This is a genomic window from Afipia sp. GAS231 (genome assembly GCF_900103365.1).
Taxonomy (GTDB): Bacteria; Pseudomonadota; Alphaproteobacteria; order Rhizobiales; family Xanthobacteraceae; genus Bradyrhizobium.
The window spans coordinates 4,305,254-4,321,706 of sequence record NZ_LT629703.1 but is presented as its reverse complement, the minus strand read 5'-3'; the positions used below and the strand labels follow the sequence as shown (position 1 = coordinate 4,321,706).

20 protein-coding genes, 1 tRNA gene and 1 other RNA gene are annotated in these 16,453 nt (G+C 63.3%); 12 read left to right on the top strand and 10 right to left on the bottom strand.

Annotated features, from left to right (window positions below; all coding sequences use genetic code 11):
* Positions 1-108: 108 nt before the first annotated feature.
* Entirely contained in the window at positions 109-1,173 is a 1,065-nt protein-coding gene (locus BLS26_RS20315; RefSeq protein WP_092514046.1) for an aromatic ring-hydroxylating dioxygenase subunit alpha, read from the bottom strand.
* Between the two features lie 130 nt (positions 1,174-1,303).
* Between BLS26_RS20315 and BLS26_RS20310 the strand changes: the two genes are divergently transcribed.
* The 6 genes from BLS26_RS20310 to BLS26_RS20285 all read left to right on the top strand — a co-directional run bounded on the left by BLS26_RS20310 (position 1,304) and on the right by BLS26_RS20285 (position 5,401).
* Positions 1,304-2,206 (top strand): LysR family transcriptional regulator, encoded by a 903-nt coding sequence (locus tag BLS26_RS20310; protein WP_092518308.1) that lies wholly within the window; start codon positions 1,304-1,306, stop codon positions 2,204-2,206.
* The gene (locus BLS26_RS20305; RefSeq protein WP_092514044.1) at positions 2,203-3,114 is read left to right on the top strand and encodes a PHB depolymerase family esterase; all 912 of its coding nucleotides are present in this window, start codon (positions 2,203-2,205) and stop codon (positions 3,112-3,114) included. The genes BLS26_RS20310 and BLS26_RS20305 overlap by 4 nt, the downstream gene beginning before the upstream one ends.
* Positions 3,115-3,211: 97 nt before the next feature.
* Positions 3,212-3,577 (top strand): nuclear transport factor 2 family protein, encoded by a 366-nt coding sequence (locus BLS26_RS20300; RefSeq protein WP_092518306.1) that lies wholly within the window; start codon positions 3,212-3,214, stop codon positions 3,575-3,577.
* 169 nt (positions 3,578-3,746) lie between these two features.
* On the top strand, positions 3,747-4,436 hold the full coding sequence (locus BLS26_RS20295; protein WP_092518304.1) for an RNA polymerase sigma factor: 690 nt from the start codon (positions 3,747-3,749) through the stop codon (positions 4,434-4,436).
* 105 nt (positions 4,437-4,541) lie between these two features.
* Positions 4,542-5,063: a DUF4142 domain-containing protein gene (locus tag BLS26_RS20290; RefSeq protein WP_092514042.1), complete on the top strand. Its 522-nt coding sequence runs from the start codon at positions 4,542-4,544 to the stop codon at positions 5,061-5,063.
* Between the two features lie 23 nt (positions 5,064-5,086).
* A complete protein-coding gene (locus tag BLS26_RS20285; protein ID WP_092514040.1) occupies positions 5,087-5,401 on the top strand; it encodes a cupredoxin domain-containing protein in 315 nt (104 codons plus the stop codon).
* Positions 5,402-5,507: 106 nt separating this feature from the next.
* Here the strand turns inward: BLS26_RS20285 and BLS26_RS20280 are convergent, their stop codons facing one another.
* From BLS26_RS20280 to BLS26_RS20250, 7 genes are all read right to left on the bottom strand, one after another.
* Positions 5,508-5,687, bottom strand: coding sequence for a DUF2783 domain-containing protein (locus tag BLS26_RS20280; protein ID WP_092518302.1), 180 nt, complete (start codon positions 5,685-5,687; stop codon positions 5,508-5,510).
* Positions 5,688-5,701: 14 nt separating this feature from the next.
* Positions 5,702-7,396: an FAD-dependent oxidoreductase gene (locus tag BLS26_RS20275; protein WP_092514038.1), complete on the bottom strand. Its 1,695-nt coding sequence runs from the start codon at positions 7,394-7,396 to the stop codon at positions 5,702-5,704.
* 106 nt (positions 7,397-7,502) lie between these two features.
* Entirely contained in the window at positions 7,503-8,072 is a 570-nt protein-coding gene (locus BLS26_RS20270; protein WP_157676505.1) for a hypothetical protein, read from the bottom strand.
* A 142-nt stretch (positions 8,073-8,214) separates the two neighbouring features.
* Positions 8,215-8,826 carry a hypothetical protein gene (locus BLS26_RS20265; protein ID WP_092514034.1) on the bottom strand — a complete coding sequence of 204 codons (612 nt, stop codon included), beginning with the start codon at positions 8,824-8,826 and terminating at the stop codon, positions 8,215-8,217.
* A gap of 207 nt (positions 8,827-9,033) precedes the next feature.
* Positions 9,034-9,395, bottom strand: a transfer-messenger RNA (tmRNA) gene (ssrA, locus tag BLS26_RS20260).
* A gap of 115 nt (positions 9,396-9,510) precedes the next feature.
* On the bottom strand, positions 9,511-9,783 hold the full coding sequence (locus BLS26_RS20255) for a DUF1905 domain-containing protein (protein WP_172804646.1): 273 nt from the start codon (positions 9,781-9,783) through the stop codon (positions 9,511-9,513).
* Between the two features lie 173 nt (positions 9,784-9,956).
* A tRNA-Gly gene (locus tag BLS26_RS20250) sits at positions 9,957-10,030 on the bottom strand.
* Positions 10,031-10,170: 140 nt separating this feature from the next.
* Here BLS26_RS20250 and BLS26_RS20245 point away from each other — a divergent pair.
* From BLS26_RS20245 to BLS26_RS20220, 6 genes are all read left to right on the top strand, one after another.
* Positions 10,171-10,749, top strand: coding sequence for a methylated-DNA--[protein]-cysteine S-methyltransferase (locus BLS26_RS20245; protein ID WP_092514032.1), 579 nt, complete (start codon positions 10,171-10,173; stop codon positions 10,747-10,749).
* Between the two features lie 9 nt (positions 10,750-10,758).
* Positions 10,759-11,598 (top strand): helix-turn-helix transcriptional regulator, encoded by an 840-nt coding sequence (locus tag BLS26_RS20240; RefSeq protein WP_092514030.1) that lies wholly within the window; start codon positions 10,759-10,761, stop codon positions 11,596-11,598.
* Between the two features lie 55 nt (positions 11,599-11,653).
* A complete protein-coding gene (locus tag BLS26_RS20235) occupies positions 11,654-12,013 on the top strand; it encodes a VOC family protein (protein WP_092514028.1) in 360 nt (119 codons plus the stop codon).
* A gap of 145 nt (positions 12,014-12,158) precedes the next feature.
* Complete coding sequence (locus BLS26_RS20230; protein ID WP_092514026.1) at positions 12,159-12,563, top strand: SRPBCC family protein; 405 nt, start codon at positions 12,159-12,161, stop codon at positions 12,561-12,563.
* Complete coding sequence (locus tag BLS26_RS20225) at positions 12,560-13,105, top strand: hypothetical protein (protein WP_092514024.1); 546 nt, start codon at positions 12,560-12,562, stop codon at positions 13,103-13,105. The genes BLS26_RS20230 and BLS26_RS20225 overlap by 4 nt, the downstream gene beginning before the upstream one ends.
* Positions 13,106-13,206: 101 nt before the next feature.
* On the top strand, positions 13,207-13,656 hold the full coding sequence (locus BLS26_RS20220; RefSeq protein ID WP_092514022.1) for a hypothetical protein: 450 nt from the start codon (positions 13,207-13,209) through the stop codon (positions 13,654-13,656).
* 125 nt (positions 13,657-13,781) lie between these two features.
* On the opposite strand, the gene BLS26_RS20215 is transcribed toward BLS26_RS20220, so the two are convergent.
* The gene (locus BLS26_RS20215; RefSeq protein WP_092514020.1) at positions 13,782-15,224 is read right to left on the bottom strand and encodes an MATE family efflux transporter; all 1,443 of its coding nucleotides are present in this window, start codon (positions 15,222-15,224) and stop codon (positions 13,782-13,784) included.
* A gap of 120 nt (positions 15,225-15,344) precedes the next feature.
* Positions 15,345-16,406: a hypothetical protein gene (locus BLS26_RS20210; RefSeq protein ID WP_092514018.1), complete on the bottom strand. Its 1,062-nt coding sequence runs from the start codon at positions 16,404-16,406 to the stop codon at positions 15,345-15,347.
* Between the last annotated feature and the right edge of the window lie 47 nt (positions 16,407-16,453).

Below are 16,453 nucleotides of genomic sequence, written 5' to 3'. Positions count from 1 at the left end.
AAGCGTTTGTGCATGCGAGCGAAGCGAAGCAATCCAGCTTTTAACAAGCAAGACTGGATTGCTTCGTCGCTGCGCTCCTCGCAATGACGAGGAGCCCGATTAGCTACGTCACGCCGCTTTCGCCGCGTTGCGTTCCGCCTCGATCTTTCTTGCCAGCACCCACCTGAAATACGTCAGCGCCGCATCGGCGCCGATCGCGAGCAACTGATAGTTCGGATCGGCGTCGAACACCTTCTGCTGCGCCTCGATGATCGCCAGGTCCTCGTTGAATGCCTCTTCGAGGCTGTTGCGCAGCGACAGCACGATGTTCGGATTGTCGAGATCGAAATCGTGCAGGTAGTTCCAGAAGAAGTGCGTGGTGCTGCGCGTTTCCGGCGTCATGAACTGGGCGTTGCGAAACTGCCGCGTGCCCGGAACCTGTACGCCTTTCTCCGCACCCTGCCCTGCCGGCGCGAACATCGTGTCGAGCAGGAAGGTGCCGGGCACCAGCATGCGCCCGATATTGCGGCGATCGACCTTGTCGGTCTTGTTTGATATCACCTTGCAGAGATAGGGCGGCGGCTCGGCGCCCATGTGCCAGCGCTCGACGCGAAAGCCGTCGTCCAGCTTCTCGATCGCGACCGGCTTGGTCTTGTAGGCATATTCCTCGGAGCCGCCGAGCGTATGGGTATGCACGAAGGCGAGATGCGCGAAGTCGCTCAAATTGTCGACGATCAGGAGCCAGTTCGCCTTGTAGTGCATATAGCCCGGCAGGCCGCGCCATTTGGCATCGGCGAGCGGCGGGTAGTCCACGATCAGGTTCGGATCGGCTTTCTCGACGTCCCCCATCCAGATCCAGATCAGATTGTAACGCTCGACAACCGGATAGCTGCGGACGCCGAGTTTCGGCGGGATGGCGTCCTGGCCGGGGATCTGAATGCACTTCCCGCCCGGCTCGAATTTCATGCCGTGATACATGCACCTGATATCATCGCCCTCGATGCGGCCCATCGATAGCGGCGCGGCGCGATGGCAGCAGCGGTCGTCGAGCGCGACGACTTTTCCGCTGGCGCCGCGATAGATCACGACGGGGCGTTCCAGGAGGGTGCGGGCGAGCTTCGCGCCGTCGATCAGTTCGTGATTCCAGGCCGCGACGTACCAGGAATTGCGAAGAAAGATTCCGTCGTCCGACATGACACCCTCCCTATATGTGGTTTGCGTAAGCGCTTTTCTTTTTCGTTACGGTCATCTTCTATGTCATCGGGATTGGCCGGGATATCCGAATTCCCTGGACACACTGTCCCGCCACATGGACGATTGCCCGATGGACTGGCGCGATTGGGAGCTGTTTTGCGAGGTTGTTCAGCACGGCGGCTTTAGCGCCGCCGCGCGCGTGCTCGGACATCCGAAGTCGAGCCTCAGTGCTGCAGTGCAGCGACTGGAAAGCAATCTCGGGCTGCGGCTGATCGAGCGCACCACGCGGCATCTGCGCCTGACCGATGCCGGCGACACCATCTATCAGCGGGTCAAGCCGCTGTTCACGGCGCTGCACGATACCCATGGCGAGGCGCTGGCGATGAGCAGCGCCATCTCGGGCACCTTGCGGATCAAGTCGCCTTACGAATTCGGCGCGAACCATGCCGGACCCGTGGCCTGCGAACTGATGAACCGCTATCCGGATCTGGCGGTCCGGATCGACGTCGAGCACGAGATCGTGAGCCCGGTCGCCGAGAATTACGACATCGTGTTTGCGATGCTGGAGGCGCCGCTGCCCCCGACCGGGATCGTCATCCGCCGGGTGTCGTCGCTGGAACGTGGCCTCTATGCCTCACCCCGGCTGCTGGAAAAATTCGGCGAGCCGCGCACGCTGGCTGAACTGGCAAAGCTGCCGATGCTGACCGCCCCGAATGACGCGCCTTGGGCGCTCACCACGCCTGATGGCGGCACCGAACATCTCGCTTTGCAGAAAGCGCGGCTGGTCAGTTCGAATGCGGACATCAGATTGCAGGCGGCGCTGGCCGGGCTCGGCGTGTTGCGGGTGACGGCGAGCTTTACCAATGCTGCGGTCGCGGCGGGACTGTTGCGGCGGCTGCTGCCGGATCATGTCTGCGAGCCGCTCAACGTGCACGCTTTGCTGCCGGCCCGCCAGTTCGTCCCGGCCAAGGTGCGTTGTTTTCTGGATGCACTGGAAGCCCATGGCCGCGGAGGCGGACTGGAGGAAGCATGATCCGGATCGTTGCCATCGTGGCTGCGCTCGCGTTCGCCGCCGGCCCGGCCGCCGCCGAGACGATCGAGATCGGCGGCGTGGCGCGCACATTCCTCACCCAGTTTCCGGACTTAAAACCGGCGCCGCTCGTCATCGTACTCCATGGCAACACCCAGACCGGCGCCGACATCAAGACGCGCACCTCCTGGCCCCTGGTCGCGAACCGCGAGCGCTTCGGCGTGATCTTTCCCGACGGGCTCAACCGCGCCTGGGCCGATTTGCGGCCGGATGCCAAGCGCGCCGGCCGCGTGCCGCCCAAGGGGACCGACGATGTCAGCTTCATCGTCAAGCTGGTTGAAAAATATGTCGCCGACGGTTCGGCCGATCCGAAGCGCATCTATGTCACCGGCCTGTCGAACGGCGGCGCCATGACGATCGCGCTGGTGTGTGCTCGCGCCGAGCTGTTCGCGGCCGCCGCCAGTGTCATCATCAACCTTACCGACGAAGCGGCCGCCGCGTGTCACCCTTCGCGACCGATGCCGATGCTCATGATGAACGGCACCGCCGATCCCCTGATCCCGTTCGAGGGTGGCAAGGGCAGCAGCCGCTTCGCGGTGGACGGCTTCTGGCCGGCGATGAAAACGCTGGCGTTCTGGCGGAAGCTCAATGGCTGCGAAATCGGGGATGGCGCGGTGACCGATCTTGGGGATCGCGATCACGAAGACCAGAGCACGGTGACACGGATCGAGTCGCGCTGCCCGCCGGCCCGCGACGTCGTGCTCTACCGCGTCAACGGCGGCGGCCACCGCATGCCCAGCATGTTCTCCGACGCGCGCTTTCCGCGCATCGCCACCGCGTTTTTCGGTCCGCAAAACCACGACATCGACGGCGCCGAAACGATCTGGGCGTTCTTCAAACGATTTCCGTGAACGGCCAAATCCTTGACCTCCGAGGTAATCGATTGGCGCGCGGCATTGTCCGATAGTCGGTCAGCCGATCCATTCGGCGCCACCTAAGGAGATGATGATGACCGACATTACGACGATCGCCCGCAACTATATCGATCTGTGGAACGAGCGGACGCCAAGCCGCCGCCGCGAGATCCTGGCCACCAACTGGACCAGCGATGCCCGCTATGTCGACCCGCTGATGTCGGGCGACGGCCTTGACGGCGTTGACGCCCTGATCGCCGGCGTTCAGCAGAAGTTCCCGGACTTCAAGTTCTCGCTGATCGGCCAGCCCAACGGCTTCGGCGATCATGTCCGTTTCTCCTGGGGCCTCGGCCCCGATGGCGCCGACAGCCCGATCAAGGGCACGGATTTCGCGGTACTCAAGGAGGGCCGCATCCGCAGCATCACCGGGTTCCTCGACCAGGTGCCGCAGGGGGCGTGAGAAATATCGCTGCGTAGGGTGGGTTAGGCGTAAGCCGTAACCCACCATTACGGCAAAGAAGCCGGTGGATTACGCTTCGCTAATCCACCCTACAAAGGACCCAATTATTTCGGGAACCTTCCCGCCTTTGCGGCATCCAACCCCAATACCCTGTTATTGGTGAACCATGATGCGTCAGGCTCATACCCCGCAAATTGCGGCCGCCGCCACCGGCGACGGCGAACTGGTACGTCGGGCGCTGGCCCGCGACGAGGCGGCGGTACGCGTCATCATGCAGGCCAATAACCGCAGGCTGTACCGACTCGCCCGCGGCGTGCTGCGCAACGACGGCGAGGCCGAGGACGTGGTGCAGGAAACCTATGTCCGCGCCTTCACCCATCTGGAAAGCTTTCGCGGCGACTCCAGTCTGGCGACCTGGCTGTCGCGGATCGCCATGAACGAGGCGCTGGGCCGGCTACGCCGCCAGCGGCCCGGCGTAGACATCGACTCGCTGCCGCAAGGTGTGCTCGAAGCCCAGATCATCCAGTTTCCCCTTGCCGCCACTGAGGATCCGGAAAAATCCATGGCCCAGCGCGAAATTCAGCATGTCGTCGAGCATGCCATCGACGAATTGCCGGAGGCGTTTCGTCTCGTCTTCATCACCCGCGTGATCGAGGGGATGAATGTGGAGGAGACCGCTGACATTCTCGGGCTGAAGCCGGAGACCGTCAAAACCCGGCTGCACCGCGCCCGGACGATGTTGCGCGACAACGTCGAGAAGAAGATCGGCCCTGTCGTGATGGAAGCGTTTCCGTTCGCCGGCAAGCGTTGCGAACGGCTGACGGAGGCCGTGCTGAAGCGGCTGGGTATGCCGTTTTAGTTTTGTATATCATTTTTCCGGGAACCTCCGCGCCCGGGCGTCATCCAACTCCTGTGACCAACCACGCGCGCGGCCCCGGGGCCGGCGCCACAGGAGTATCAAACCATGTTCATTCGACTGAGCGCGGCGGTCGCCGCGTTGAGCCTGCTCACCGGCGCAGCGCTGGCGCAGGCCACAAAACCCACCGATCCGCAGATCGCGCATATCGCCTACACCGCAGGGGTGATCGACATCACTGCGGCGAAACAGGCCATTTCGAAAGCCGGCAGCAAGGACGTCAAGGTGTTCGCGGAAGACATGGTGCGCGACCATGAGGCCGTGAACAAGCAGGCGCTCGACCTCGTCAAGAAGCTGAAGGTGACGCCGGAGGACAACGACACCAGCAAGGCGCTGTCGAAGCAGGCCGCCGACAAGCTCGCCGAACTCGCGAAGCTCAGCGGCGCTGCCTACGACAAGGCCTATGTCGCCAACGAGGTCGCCTATCACAAGGCGGTCAACGGTGCACTGGAGACGCAACTGATCCCCTCGGCCAGCAACGCCGAGCTGAAGAGCCTGCTGCAGACCGGCCTGAAGATCTTTCAGGGCCACCAGCAGCACGCCGAACACGTCGCCGCGGCGCTGAAGTAGACCTAGAAGTAAAGGAACCTGCCATGCTGCCGAGACGCATTCTTCTAACCGCACTGGCGCTCGGCGCAATGGCCGTCCCGGCGCATGCGGCGACGATTCAAGTCGTGATGGAAAATCTCGTGGTGTCGCCGGCCGAAGTCTCGGCCAAGGTCGGCGACACCATCGAATGGATCAACAAGGACATGTTCGTGCACACAGCGACGGCGCGAAACGGCGACTTCGACATCACCATGCCGCCGAAGAAGACCGTGACATCGGTGCTGAACAAGGCCGGCATGGTCGAATATTACTGCCGCTATCATCCCAACATGAAGGCGGTGCTGAAGATCGCGCCGTAACGGCCCGCAGCATCACTGCGTAGGGTGGGTTAGGCGTAAGCCGTAACCCACCAACTTTCTTGCACGCATCACGGTGGGTTACGCTTCGCTAACCCACCCTACGAAGCTACGAAGCAATGTCGGCCGCGGCGGCATCGGTCAGGCGCTGCACCACGGCGGTATCGCCGATCCGCACCATCGCCAGCAGCGCAAAACGCGCCAGGAACAGCGGCGCGCGGGCTTCGCCGAGCTCTGTCATGGTCTTGCACAGATGGGTATAGGCGGCGTCGAGTTCGGCTTCGGTCATGGTTGGCGCACTTGTCATGGTTGCAGCAAATGATCGATCGCTTCGGTCACGGTCGCGGCGTCGAACCGGCGCCAGCGTCCGATCACATGGCCGTCGGGCCGGACCAGATAGAGCGCGGCGGGCGCGGCATCATACATCGGATACATTTGGCCGGACTCGTCCCAGCCGCGCGCCGCGGTCGCGCCGGCGCGATTCGCCAGCGGCACGACGGCAAACGGCACGCCACCGGCGCGCATCGCCGTGTCCAGCTTCGACAGTTCTTCCGGCACGACGCCGTCGTCACTGAAATACAGCGCCGTGATCACAGGGCCGATCAGGTCGGTGAGATGGCCATTGCGCGTGAGGCCACTCTCGATAATTCCGAGTGGACACTCCGGCAGCACCTGGCCGGGACCGGGACCGGCGCGGAATTCTGTTTCCTGCGCGGCCACGTTGAGCGGCGAATGCGTGTAGGCGATCGCGGAAGACTGTCGCGGATTGATCAGCGAGCGCAATTCGGGAAATTTCACGGCGAGGCCGAGTACGGCCTTTCGCATCAGTTCGAACGCGAACGAAGGCGGCGCCATGAACTCGGTGCTCTTGGTGCCATAGCTGAGGTTTTCCCGTGCGGCGACGACCCGCTCGGCCGAGTAGCTGTCGAGCAGCCGCGGCGACGCGAGCCCCTTGACCACGAAAGCGAGTTTCCAGGCGAGGTTGTCGGCGTCATCAATGCCGGAATTGGCGCCGCGCACGCCGAAGATCGGCAGCAGATGCGCGGCGTCGCCGGCAAACAACACGCGGCGGTGGCGGTAGTCGTCGAGCGTCAGCGCGTTGGCCTTGTAGATGCCGATCCAGACCGGGCTCCACGCGCCCGTCTCGCCCATCATCCCGAGCAGGCTCTCGACGCGCGGCATGACATTCTCGGGCTTGATCGCCTCGTCGGGGTCTTCGCCGTCGCGCAACTGATAGTCGACGCGCCAGACACCTGACGGCTGCTTGTGCACCAGCACCGTCGAGCCGGGATTGCAGGGCGGATCGAAATAAGCCAGCCGCTCCGCCGGGCGCGCGCTGTCCAGCACGATGTCGACGATGACATAGCGGCCCTCGTAGCTGGTGCCCTTCAACTTCAGTCCGAGCGTTTCGCGGAGAAAGCTGCGGCCGCCGTCCGCGGCCACGACCCAGTCGGCCTCCATGGTGTAGGCCCCGGCGGGCGTTTCAATGGAGAGCCGCGTGCCGTCCTCGCGCGCATCGATTGCGGTGACGCGATTCTGCCAGCGCACCTCGACCAGGTCGCGGCGTTGCTCGGCGGCGTCGAGCAGCAACTGCTCGATCGAATATTGCGCCAGATTGATCATCGGCGGATGCTTCTGGTTTTCATCCATCGGCATTTTGAAGTGCAGCACTTCGTCGTCGCGATAGAAGCTGCGGCCGCCGGTCCAGGGCAGGCCCTGCTTCAGAAAGCCCTCGGCCGCGCCGAGGCGGGCGATGATCTCCAGGCTGCGCCGCGAGATGCAGATCGCGCGGCTGCCGAAGCAGACGGAATCATCCGCCTCCAGCAGAACGACCGGCACGCCGTGGCTGGCGAGCCCAAGCGCCGCGCAATAGCCGACCGGACCGCCACCGACCACCACGACGGGATGCCGCGCTTGATCGACGCCGCCGTCCAGCGGCGGCAGCGACGCCGGATATTGCTTCGCCGTAAACGGATAGGGCTTGAACGGGCGGTTCACGAATCTTCCCTGGAGGTTTTTTGCCTTGACGTTTTTTGCCTTGATTGTCTTTTTACCCGCGCTCCCGCTGCGGAGACCGTCGGTTTGCTCTGTCAGGCAATCATTGTCAGGAAAGCCGGCGCCGGCGCAAGGCCATCGCCAGCCGGACCGCCACCGCCGCCTGCCAGACCGGATAGAGGAACGAGGTCTGGTCGAGGCCGAGCGCATTGTCGAGCGCCAGCAACGTGCCGGCCAAGGTGCCGGTCAAAACCATCCGTATCCATGTCACCGCATCGCGCGGGCCCGCCGGCAGCAGCGCGATCCCGAGCGCCATCAGGGCGCTGCCGGTGAAACCGCCGGCGAGGCCCGCCAGGATGTTTCGCATCATCTTGTCGGCGCCGTTGCTCTGGCCGTCGATGAAGACGGCGGCGTTCACTGCGCAGACAAAAGCCACCATCGTGAGCACGGCGGCCAGCACCGCCGCCCATGGCGGGTTGGCGCTGAAGCGGCGGACCACGAAGAAGACCAGAACGGCGAAGGGGATGGCGACCAGCGCGAGGCGGATGTCGGCGGGCACGCCCGCGATCTTGTCGAGCAACGTCGGCAACAGCGGGGTGAGAATGCCGGACAGCAGGCCGCAGCCTGCCACAACAAGCAAATTGCGAGAGGTGTCAGCCGAAGCGATCGCCTGGGTCAATACGCACCTCGTTTCAAAGCACTTGGAGCGATCAAACGGAAGCTAACCCTTCCTATGAAAGTTGAGAAGTTAGAATTTACTCCGTGACGATCAAAAGATACGAAGGAGAAGTCACCACGCCCCTGCAGGCTGCTATAGCTTTTCATCTTCCTCCGCGCCACGAAGCGATTTCCTTCTTCAAATCGGGATCAGAAGCCAATTCCTCGATCGCTTGTTTGGCTGCCGCACTCTTGGATTTCTTCAAGACCCTCAGCAGCAGCAGGCGACTACTACCGTGTGACCGATCCTTGGCGATTGCTATCAGTTCGTCCATCACGTTTTCGGTCGCTATCGCGGCTAGCGCCGCGGCAAGACCGCTCTTTGCACCCAATCGAATGCCGTTCTCTTCGCCTGTAGGAGCTTTGCGATACTCCGCCGCAAGTATAGACCATGCGTACCGCGCATCGCGAACGGCGAGGGCTCTAGCCAGAGTCTCCCGCGTAACATCTGAATAGGGCAGCGCGAGATGTTTCAGGAGGATCGGAACGGCAGTTGGATAGGGAACCGACCTCGTAAGAAGGTCGCGCAGAAAACGAAGCTGTATGCCCGCCTCCTGAAGCTCCGACACAATTGGAGCTTGCTCTTCACGATGACGCGCAACTCGCTTAGCCAACGCAAGCTCGCGCTCTTGTTGTCTTGCAATAAACTCGGGACTTGCCTGCAATCTGGCGGCCAGTTCAGCTGCAGTTACAGGAGGCTCTCTTTTTGTCATCATGGAATAATCCGCCGTTCTAGCTTCCCTGTTCGAGCCGCGTGAATACCATTCAGCTCGACTCTAGATTTGCAATTTGACCGATACAATGGGTCGAAAATGCTCCTCTGAAGACCGTGGGACGGGCTGATGAGCGTCGCGCAATCCGCCGTAATCTCGTTCCGGCTTGTGCACCACAAAATAAAGCCGCGCCAACCCGAAGGTTGACGCGGCGATGGCCGTTCTGTTGCCAGGTGGACCAACCCCGAACAGGTTACGCCGCGAGGCGCACTTCGTTCAATGCAACGTTATCGTTTGCATTTAGGTTTTTGACCCGATAACGGCGGTATCATGCCGAGCACAATTCAGAGCTTCATTGCGACCATCGATCCTGGTTCGCCCCCGCCCTAGCAGCTTTGGAATCTAGCCTTGCGGCCAAATCGATCTCACCGTGATGAGACCTTTAAGCTCAAGCTGCTAAGGTGGAGGCGCCGGGTACTGCCCCCGGGTCTGCCCGCAGTCCACTCTAAGGTTCAGCGCCATCGTCTTGCGACCCGCGGATAGTAGGCGTGATCGCTGTCGAAAGATAGGCCGCTGTTGAGCCGAACGGCATCGAAGCACCGCTTCTGCGCCGGTTTTCAACGGTATCACCGCAGAAGCGGACATCGCTCCGTGAGGGTGACACTCCCGAAAAGTGCCACAGGGCGGTCACCGGCGTTCCAAAAGCCGGATCGTCACCGTGTCTCCAGCCTTCTTTCCGATAGCAGCCCGCAGGTCCGCTTTGATAGGCAATTTATGGACACCGCCGCCTATCGCCATGAATGCCGTGCGTAGCGGGTAATCATCGACCGTACAACTTACCTTTACCAAGCCCTTTGTAGCAAAGAACGCTGCGGACTTCGGCCATATGACATACGTCCAGCCGCCCTTTTTTGGACTCTTCTGAAGCCGGGCTTTGAACTCCTTGTTCAGAACAACCATCGCAGCGACCTCCTTTGCTTGAACCGCTCGTGAAGCGGCACGTCGATGGGCCGCCTCCTTACAAGACGGCCCGGATGGTGCCGGACCGACACGTCGCGCATATTTTTGCAGGAAGCTTCTGGGATGGGTTGAGCCGGGCTCAATGCATCGGACGGTCGCAGGTCCGGAAAATCTGGAGCGGGCGAAGGGAATCGAACCCTCGTATGCAGCTTGGGAAGCTGCCGTTCTACCATTGAACTACGCCCGCGAATGGTCGCCCATGATTAGCCGACCCCGCACGATCCGCCAAGCGGTTCCCGCCGCTCCGCCCCCGCCCTTAACCGACGTTAAAGATTCCAGATGCGCCGGTCTGTGACGGTGTTATGGTGCCCGCCGGGGAAGTGGCGTATGGCGGGGCTTGGGTACACGATATTCGACACCGGAATCGGCCGCTGCGGCATCGCATGGGGTCCATCCGGCATTATTGGCGTACAGCTTCCCGAGGCCCGCGAGATCGACACCAGGCGGCGGCTGTTCCAGATCTATCCCGACGCCCGCGAACTGCGCCCGCCGCTGAATGCCGAGATCGCGATCGAAGGCATTGCAGCGCTGCTGCGTGGCGGCGACAGCGACTTCTCCGACGTCACCCTCGACATGACCGGCATCCCGGCCTTCAACCAGCGTGTCTACGCCTTCGCCCGCCAGATCCCGCGCGGAGAAACCCGCACCTATGCCGAGATCGCCTCCGGCCTGCGCGCCTCGGGCGCGGTCTATTCGGTGGCGCAGGCGATTGCCCGCAACCCCTTCATGATCATCGTGCCGTGCCACCGCGTGCTCGAGGCGGGTAACTATGCCGACAAGATCTCGCCGAACGGCGGCGCCATTTCCAAGCGGCGGCTGCTCTCGATCGAGGGCGCACACCCGACCACCAGCAAGACCCTGTTCGACGTGCTGCTGCCGGTTGCGCCACCCCGGGCGCCTACCTAAATTGGCGGGATGACCGCAACCACGCTGCTCGATCGCCCATCCATCTCGGTATCCGACTTCCGCTGCGAGGCCGGCCCCGGTGACAGGCCGTTCGTCGAGCAGCATCGCTGTCACTCGATCTCCTATGTGCGCAAGGGCAGTTTCGGCCTGCACTGCCGCGGCAAGTCCCATGAGTTGGTGGCGGGATCGGTGCTGATCGGCCATCCCGGCGACGAGTATACCTGCACCCACGAGCACGTCTGCCGCGACGAGTGCCTGTCGTTTTTCCTCAAGCCGGAACTGGTCGAGACGCTCGGCGACAGCAAGACGATCTGGCAGGCCGGCTGTGCGCCGCCGCTGCCGGAACTGGTGGTGCTCGGCGAACTGGCGCAATCGGCGGCAGATGGCAACAGCGACATCGGCCTCGATGAAATCGGCCAGCTGCTGGCGAGCCGCTTTGCCGAGGTTGTTTCCGGCAAGCCGCGCAAGGCTGGTTCCCTCGCCGCCCGCGACCGCCGCCGCGCGGTGGAAACCGCCTTGTGGATCGATGCGCATTCGCACCATGCCATCGGCCTGGAAGACGCCGCCGATCAGGCCGGCATCAGCCCGTTCCATTTCCTGCGGCTTTTTTCGGACACGCTCGGCGTCACCCCGCACCAATATCTGGTGCGCTCGCGGCTGCGCCACGCGGCGCGGCGGCTGGCGGACGACGACAGCGCCATCACCGACATTGCCTATGACGTCGGCTTCGGCGACCTCTCCAATTTCGTGCGCACCTTCCACCGCGCCGCCGGCGCCTCGCCTTTAAAATTCCGCCAAGCCTCGCGGGGCGACCGCAAGATTTTCCAAGAACGACTTGCCCTCAACTGACTAGGGTTGCTCCAGGCCGCGCGGCAATCCCGCGCGCTTGTCACTGGAGAACACCATGTACGACCACATCGGATTGCGCGTCGGCAACCTCGACGCCAGCGTTCGCTTCTACACCGCAGCCCTCGCCCCCTTGGGCTTTGTGCTCTGCTCGCGCGACGATAGCGGCGCGGGCTTTGGCCCGAAGGGTGAGCCCGCATTCTGGCTGCATCTGCACAAAGGCAATTCAGGTACCGGCGCGCATGTCGCGTTCCGCGCGCCCGATCATGCGGCGATCGGAAAATTCCACGCAGAGGGCCTGAAAGCCGGCGGACGCGACAATGGCGGCGCCGGACCACGCGCCGATTACAGCCCGACCTACTACGCGGCGTTTTTGACCGACCCCGACGGCAACAACGTCGAGGCGGTGTGTACGTAGGGCGCGCCGTTACTTATCCACCGTCATTGCGAGCGCAGCGAAGCAATCCATCTCGTCGCGCAAAGAAAGAATGGATTGCTTCGTCGCTTCGCTCCTCGCAATGACGGCTCAACTCAATCATCCCTGTCCAAGAAAGACTTGAATCATGGCTTCCATCCAGAAAGACATCTCCATCGACGCCACCCCTGACGACGTCTGGGACGCGGTGCGCGATTTCGGCGCGCTGCATACACGGCTGGTGCCGGGCTTCGTCACCGATACCAAACTCGACGGCGATGCGCGCATCGTTACCTTCGCCAGCGGAACGGTGGCGCGTGAACTGCTGGTCGATTGCGACGATCAGCACCGACGGCTGGCCTACGCCATCGCCGCCAACGAGCGCGTGAAGCATTACGCCGGGTCGGTCCAGGTGCTCGCCGACGGCGCCTCACGCACCCGGGTGATCTGGATCGTCGACCTGCTGCCGAACGAGATCGCGCCCTACATATCCGCGCAGATGGACCAGGGGGTGCTGGCCATGCAGAAGCAACTGAGGCGCAGTGCGGCATGATCTCGCCGTTTCTCAACGCGCTCGGCGCGGATGGCCCTGCGGCCGACCGCGCCGGCCAGATGGATCTGTACGGACGCTTTGTCGGATCCTGGGATCTCGATGTCCGGCAATACTCTGAAGACGGCAGAGAACTCCGACGCGCCGGCGAGTGGCATTTCGGCTGGGCGCTGGAAGGGCGTGCGGTTCAGGACGTCTGGATCGTCCCAAAGCGCGGCGAATTGCGTCGCGGCGATGCCGCGGCCAACGTCAATTCCTATGGCACCACGCTGCGGGTCTATGATCCCGATATCGACGCCTGGCGCATCCAGTGGACAGACCCGGTGACCCGGAATTTTCTGCAGATGATCGGCCGCGCCGAGGGCGACGAGATCGTTCAGCTTGGAAATGGGCCGGACGGAAAATTGATGCGGTGGAGTTTTTCGGAGATCACCCCTGACTCCTTTCTCTGGCGCGGCGAGGTCTCCGCCGATCAGGGCGCGACCTGGCGCATCAACACCGAGTTCACCGCCCGGCGAAGCGCTCGCGATCATGCGCTAGCGTGATCTTTCTCACAGATCGGCCGACCACCCTCTCCTAGCCTCGCCCCGTGCGTTCGAATGGCGCCGCGTCCGCGGGCATTGCGAGCCGCACGGGGAGTCGAACCATGACCGGAGCTGACAAGGTGGTGTGCCAGGCGGCGACGCTGCTGCTGCTGTTTACGCTCACGTCGATGCCGGCCAACGCGCAGTTTGTGGGCGGCGGAGGCGGCGGCGAAGACATGATGACGCAGATGGCGCCGATGCTGGAAATGATGAAGGCGAGGATGGGCAAGCGCCGCTTCGCCATGATGATGCAGACCATGGGGCCGATGATGGGCCGCATGATGGAAGGCGGCGGTGGAATTCCCGGCGGTTTCGGCGGAATGATCCCCGGCGGCTATGGCGGCGGATACGCGCCCGAAGGTTACGGCGCCGGCATCGGCGGCTACGGCGGCAGCGATTTCATGGGCATGCTCGGCGGCGGTGGCGGCGACCTGATGGGTATGGTGCCGCAACTGATGCGCATGGCCAATGTCGGCGGCGGCAGGCACGGGCGAAGGCATCGGCGAAGGTAGTTACCGCCCTCGCCGTCATTGCGAGGAGCGAAAGCGACGAAGCAATCCAGACTTACTTTGCGGCTAGATGGATTGCTTCGCTTCGCTCGCAATGACGATCTCAAACGACGACGCTGGTCCCGACATTACGACAACGCCGGCCGTGCGGCCGGCACCTCGGCCTGCTTCGGCCCCCACCGCGTCAGCACAACGCTGGCGCAGGACAACACGCCGAGCACCACCATTGAGGCGGCCGCCAGCATGAAGAAGTCCTGCGCGGTGGCATTGTGGGTCGACAGCCACCAGCCGCCGGTGCCGATGAACAACAGCCGCGCGCTCTGCGCCATGACCGGGCCGATCACCTTGGCCGCGCCCTGCGATGAAAAATACATCGACGACGCGAGACCAATGAAGGCGTACATCGGCGCCGCCGTCGACAGATATTGATGGCTCGCGGCACGCACGCTGGCATCCTTGGTGAACAGGTTGACCCAGACGTCGGGGAAGATCGCGATCAAGGTCGCGATGGTGCCGACCGCGAGGAACGAAACGAACCCCGCGGTCCATGCCACGCGCCGGGCCCGCGCGATGCGTCCCGCGCCGACCGACATGCCGATCATCGGCACCGAAGCGATGCCGACCGCGAACGATACCGACGTCAGCAGGAATTCGAGCCGCGCGCCGATGCCGTAGCCGGCAAGAATTTCGGTGCCGAAGCTCGCCAGCATGTGGGTGAAGATGCTGATGGTCAGCACCGATTGCAGCGGCGAGAAGCAGGAGATGGCGCCGACCTTGAGGATGTCGAAGAACATCGCCCCTTGAATCTTGAGGCCGAAGAGTTTTGGAATCACGCGCGACCGTCCTGAAAACAGGTACCAGGACATCACGGAGATGCTGATGAGATAGGCGGTCAGCGAGCCGGCGGCGACGCCGCGCATGCCGAATTGCGGGATCGGACCGAGACCGAGGCCGAGCGTGCCGCCGAGAATGATCTGGCAGACCGCTGATGACAGCATCATCAGCGACGGCAGTTTCATGTTGCCGGTGCCGCGCAGCACGCCGGCCATCGTGTTCATCAGCCACGGCGCCACCGCGCCACCGAAGAAGATTTGCGTATAGGCGATCGCCTGCGTCAGCACGTTGCCGCGGCCACCGAGCAGTTCCAGCAGCTTCGGACCGAAGATCAGCATGCCCAGCATGAAAGTCAGCCCGAAGCAGACGCCTATCAGCAGCGCGTGGGCGGCCAGCGTCGAGGCGCGCTCGACATCGCCGGCGCCGAGCGCACGCGCGATGGCGGAGGCGACGCCGCCGCCCATGGCGCCGCCCGACATCGTCATGGTCAGGATCACGCAGGGAAACACCAGCGCCATCGCAGCCAGCGACTCGACGCCAAGCCGGCCGATATAGGAGGTCTCGGCGATGACCACGCAAGTGCTGGCGCTGAGCGCGATCACGTTGGGCCATGCGAGCCACAGCAATGTCGGCAGAATCGGGCGATCGAGCAGCGCGTTCTTCGCCGGCGCTTCCGGCGGCGGAAGCGGACGCTCGTCCTCGTCTACGGGCAGTTCGGCGACGGCAATATCGGGCATTTCGTCTCCCGCCGCGCAGTCTGATTGCTGCGCCGCGGGGTTGTCCTACCACGACCGGGCCGGATTCCCTGTGCACGGGGCGCAAGGGGGGCCTGCACGATTGCAGGCGAGCGGGTTCTTCTACCCGATCGACCAGACAAACGGCGCCTTGCCACCGACCGGCGGCTTCAAGTGCACTGGAATGTGGCGGCCGCAGCCGGCCGCCAGGCCCTCGAACAGACCTGTGAGAACGTTGGCGCAGGCCGGGTGATAATCGCCGACATCGGCCATCAGCTTCCAGCTCTGCTGCCGCACTTCGAAGGCGCCCTCCGAGGTGCTGATCTCGGCGACATCGTCCTGCGACTCGAACAGCACGCGCAGGAACGCGACGAAATCCTTCGACGAGCCTTTCGCTGCATCCTGACCCATCGCAAAGCTGTTCGCGATCTCGTGGAAATACTGCATGCCGATCAGCTTTCCGGTGAGGTGCAGCAGATAGCCGGCGTCTTCCGGCCCGAACACCTGCACCATCACCGGAGCCGCGGTCTTCACATATTCCATCGCGTAGTTGCGATAGGCCTTCTCCAGCCGCGGCTTCGGCCAGCTATCGACCGGCAGCGCCGGCGCGGTGGCCGGATCGAACAAGGGCGCTTCGAGGTGCCGCGCGAACACCAGCCGCGCGTCGAGCTCGAGCGGATGGTCGTATTCGCAATAGTAGCCTTCGAGCCCGTCCTGGCCGTCAACGCTCTGCTTGGTACAGACGAAGCCGAGATTGAGGTTGCCGAGCGCCACACCGTTGTTGGCGTGCCAGCCGCGCAGCATCGCGCGCGAGACTTCGCCGGGCACGCCGCAGATCGCAGTCCCCCGCCAGATCCAGCGCGGCGGTGGATAGCGGATCCAGGCCTTGCGATCGGTCTCGTGCATGTATTCGACATGGACGCCGCCGATCCAGTTCGAGAGATAGTGATATCGCGCGGCCGCGACCGCCGGCGGCAGATGATCGAGGCCGAGTTTGACCAACCCCGGCAGGAAGCGCTCCTGCTGCTGGCGGCGGAACACCCGGAATACGAATTCGGCGGCATCCGCGGTGCCGCGCCTGGAGACCACGATGAGAATGAGGCCGGTGAAAAACGCATGGTAGAGATCGGCGACGCTGCGCCATTTCGTCCATTGCGCTTCGCGTTCGCCATCCTGCCCTGCCATCGCTTCACTCCCATTTTTGTGGAAGCACATTGTCATCGCGCGCGAGG

What these genes read in the sequence shown, in the direction of transcription:
- BLS26_RS20235 (WP_092514028.1), top strand. Translation starts at nt 11,654, where the DNA reads ATGTACGACCACATCGGATTGCGCGTCGGCAACCTCGACGCCAGCGTT.
- BLS26_RS20310 (WP_092518308.1), top strand. Translation starts at nt 1,304, where the DNA reads ATGGACTGGCGCGATTGGGAGCTGTTTTGCGAGGTTGTTCAGCACGGC.
- BLS26_RS20300 (WP_092518306.1), top strand. Translation starts at nt 3,212, where the DNA reads ATGACCGACATTACGACGATCGCCCGCAACTATATCGATCTGTGGAAC.
- BLS26_RS20230 (WP_092514026.1), top strand. Translation starts at nt 12,159, where the DNA reads ATGGCTTCCATCCAGAAAGACATCTCCATCGACGCCACCCCTGACGAC.
- BLS26_RS20315 (WP_092514046.1), bottom strand. Translation starts at nt 1,173, where the DNA reads ATGTCGGACGACGGAATCTTTCTTCGCAATTCCTGGTACGTCGCGGCC.
- BLS26_RS20215 (WP_092514020.1), bottom strand. Translation starts at nt 15,224, where the DNA reads ATGCCCGATATTGCCGTCGCCGAACTGCCCGTAGACGAGGACGAGCGT.
- BLS26_RS20305 (WP_092514044.1), top strand. Translation starts at nt 2,203, where the DNA reads ATGATCCGGATCGTTGCCATCGTGGCTGCGCTCGCGTTCGCCGCCGGC.
- BLS26_RS20295 (WP_092518304.1), top strand. Translation starts at nt 3,747, where the DNA reads ATGCGTCAGGCTCATACCCCGCAAATTGCGGCCGCCGCCACCGGCGAC.
- BLS26_RS20290 (WP_092514042.1), top strand. Translation starts at nt 4,542, where the DNA reads ATGTTCATTCGACTGAGCGCGGCGGTCGCCGCGTTGAGCCTGCTCACC.
- BLS26_RS20280 (WP_092518302.1), bottom strand. Translation starts at nt 5,687, where the DNA reads ATGACCGAAGCCGAACTCGACGCCGCCTATACCCATCTGTGCAAGACC.
- BLS26_RS20245 (WP_092514032.1), top strand. Translation starts at nt 10,171, where the DNA reads ATGGCGGGGCTTGGGTACACGATATTCGACACCGGAATCGGCCGCTGC.
- BLS26_RS20285 (WP_092514040.1), top strand. Translation starts at nt 5,087, where the DNA reads ATGCTGCCGAGACGCATTCTTCTAACCGCACTGGCGCTCGGCGCAATG.
- BLS26_RS20255 (WP_172804646.1), bottom strand. Translation starts at nt 9,783, where the DNA reads ATGGTTGTTCTGAACAAGGAGTTCAAAGCCCGGCTTCAGAAGAGTCCA.
- BLS26_RS20220 (WP_092514022.1), top strand. Translation starts at nt 13,207, where the DNA reads ATGACCGGAGCTGACAAGGTGGTGTGCCAGGCGGCGACGCTGCTGCTG.
- BLS26_RS20225 (WP_092514024.1), top strand. Translation starts at nt 12,560, where the DNA reads ATGATCTCGCCGTTTCTCAACGCGCTCGGCGCGGATGGCCCTGCGGCC.
- BLS26_RS20240 (WP_092514030.1), top strand. Translation starts at nt 10,759, where the DNA reads ATGACCGCAACCACGCTGCTCGATCGCCCATCCATCTCGGTATCCGAC.
- BLS26_RS20210 (WP_092514018.1), bottom strand. Translation starts at nt 16,406, where the DNA reads ATGGCAGGGCAGGATGGCGAACGCGAAGCGCAATGGACGAAATGGCGC.
- BLS26_RS20265 (WP_092514034.1), bottom strand. Translation starts at nt 8,826, where the DNA reads ATGATGACAAAAAGAGAGCCTCCTGTAACTGCAGCTGAACTGGCCGCC.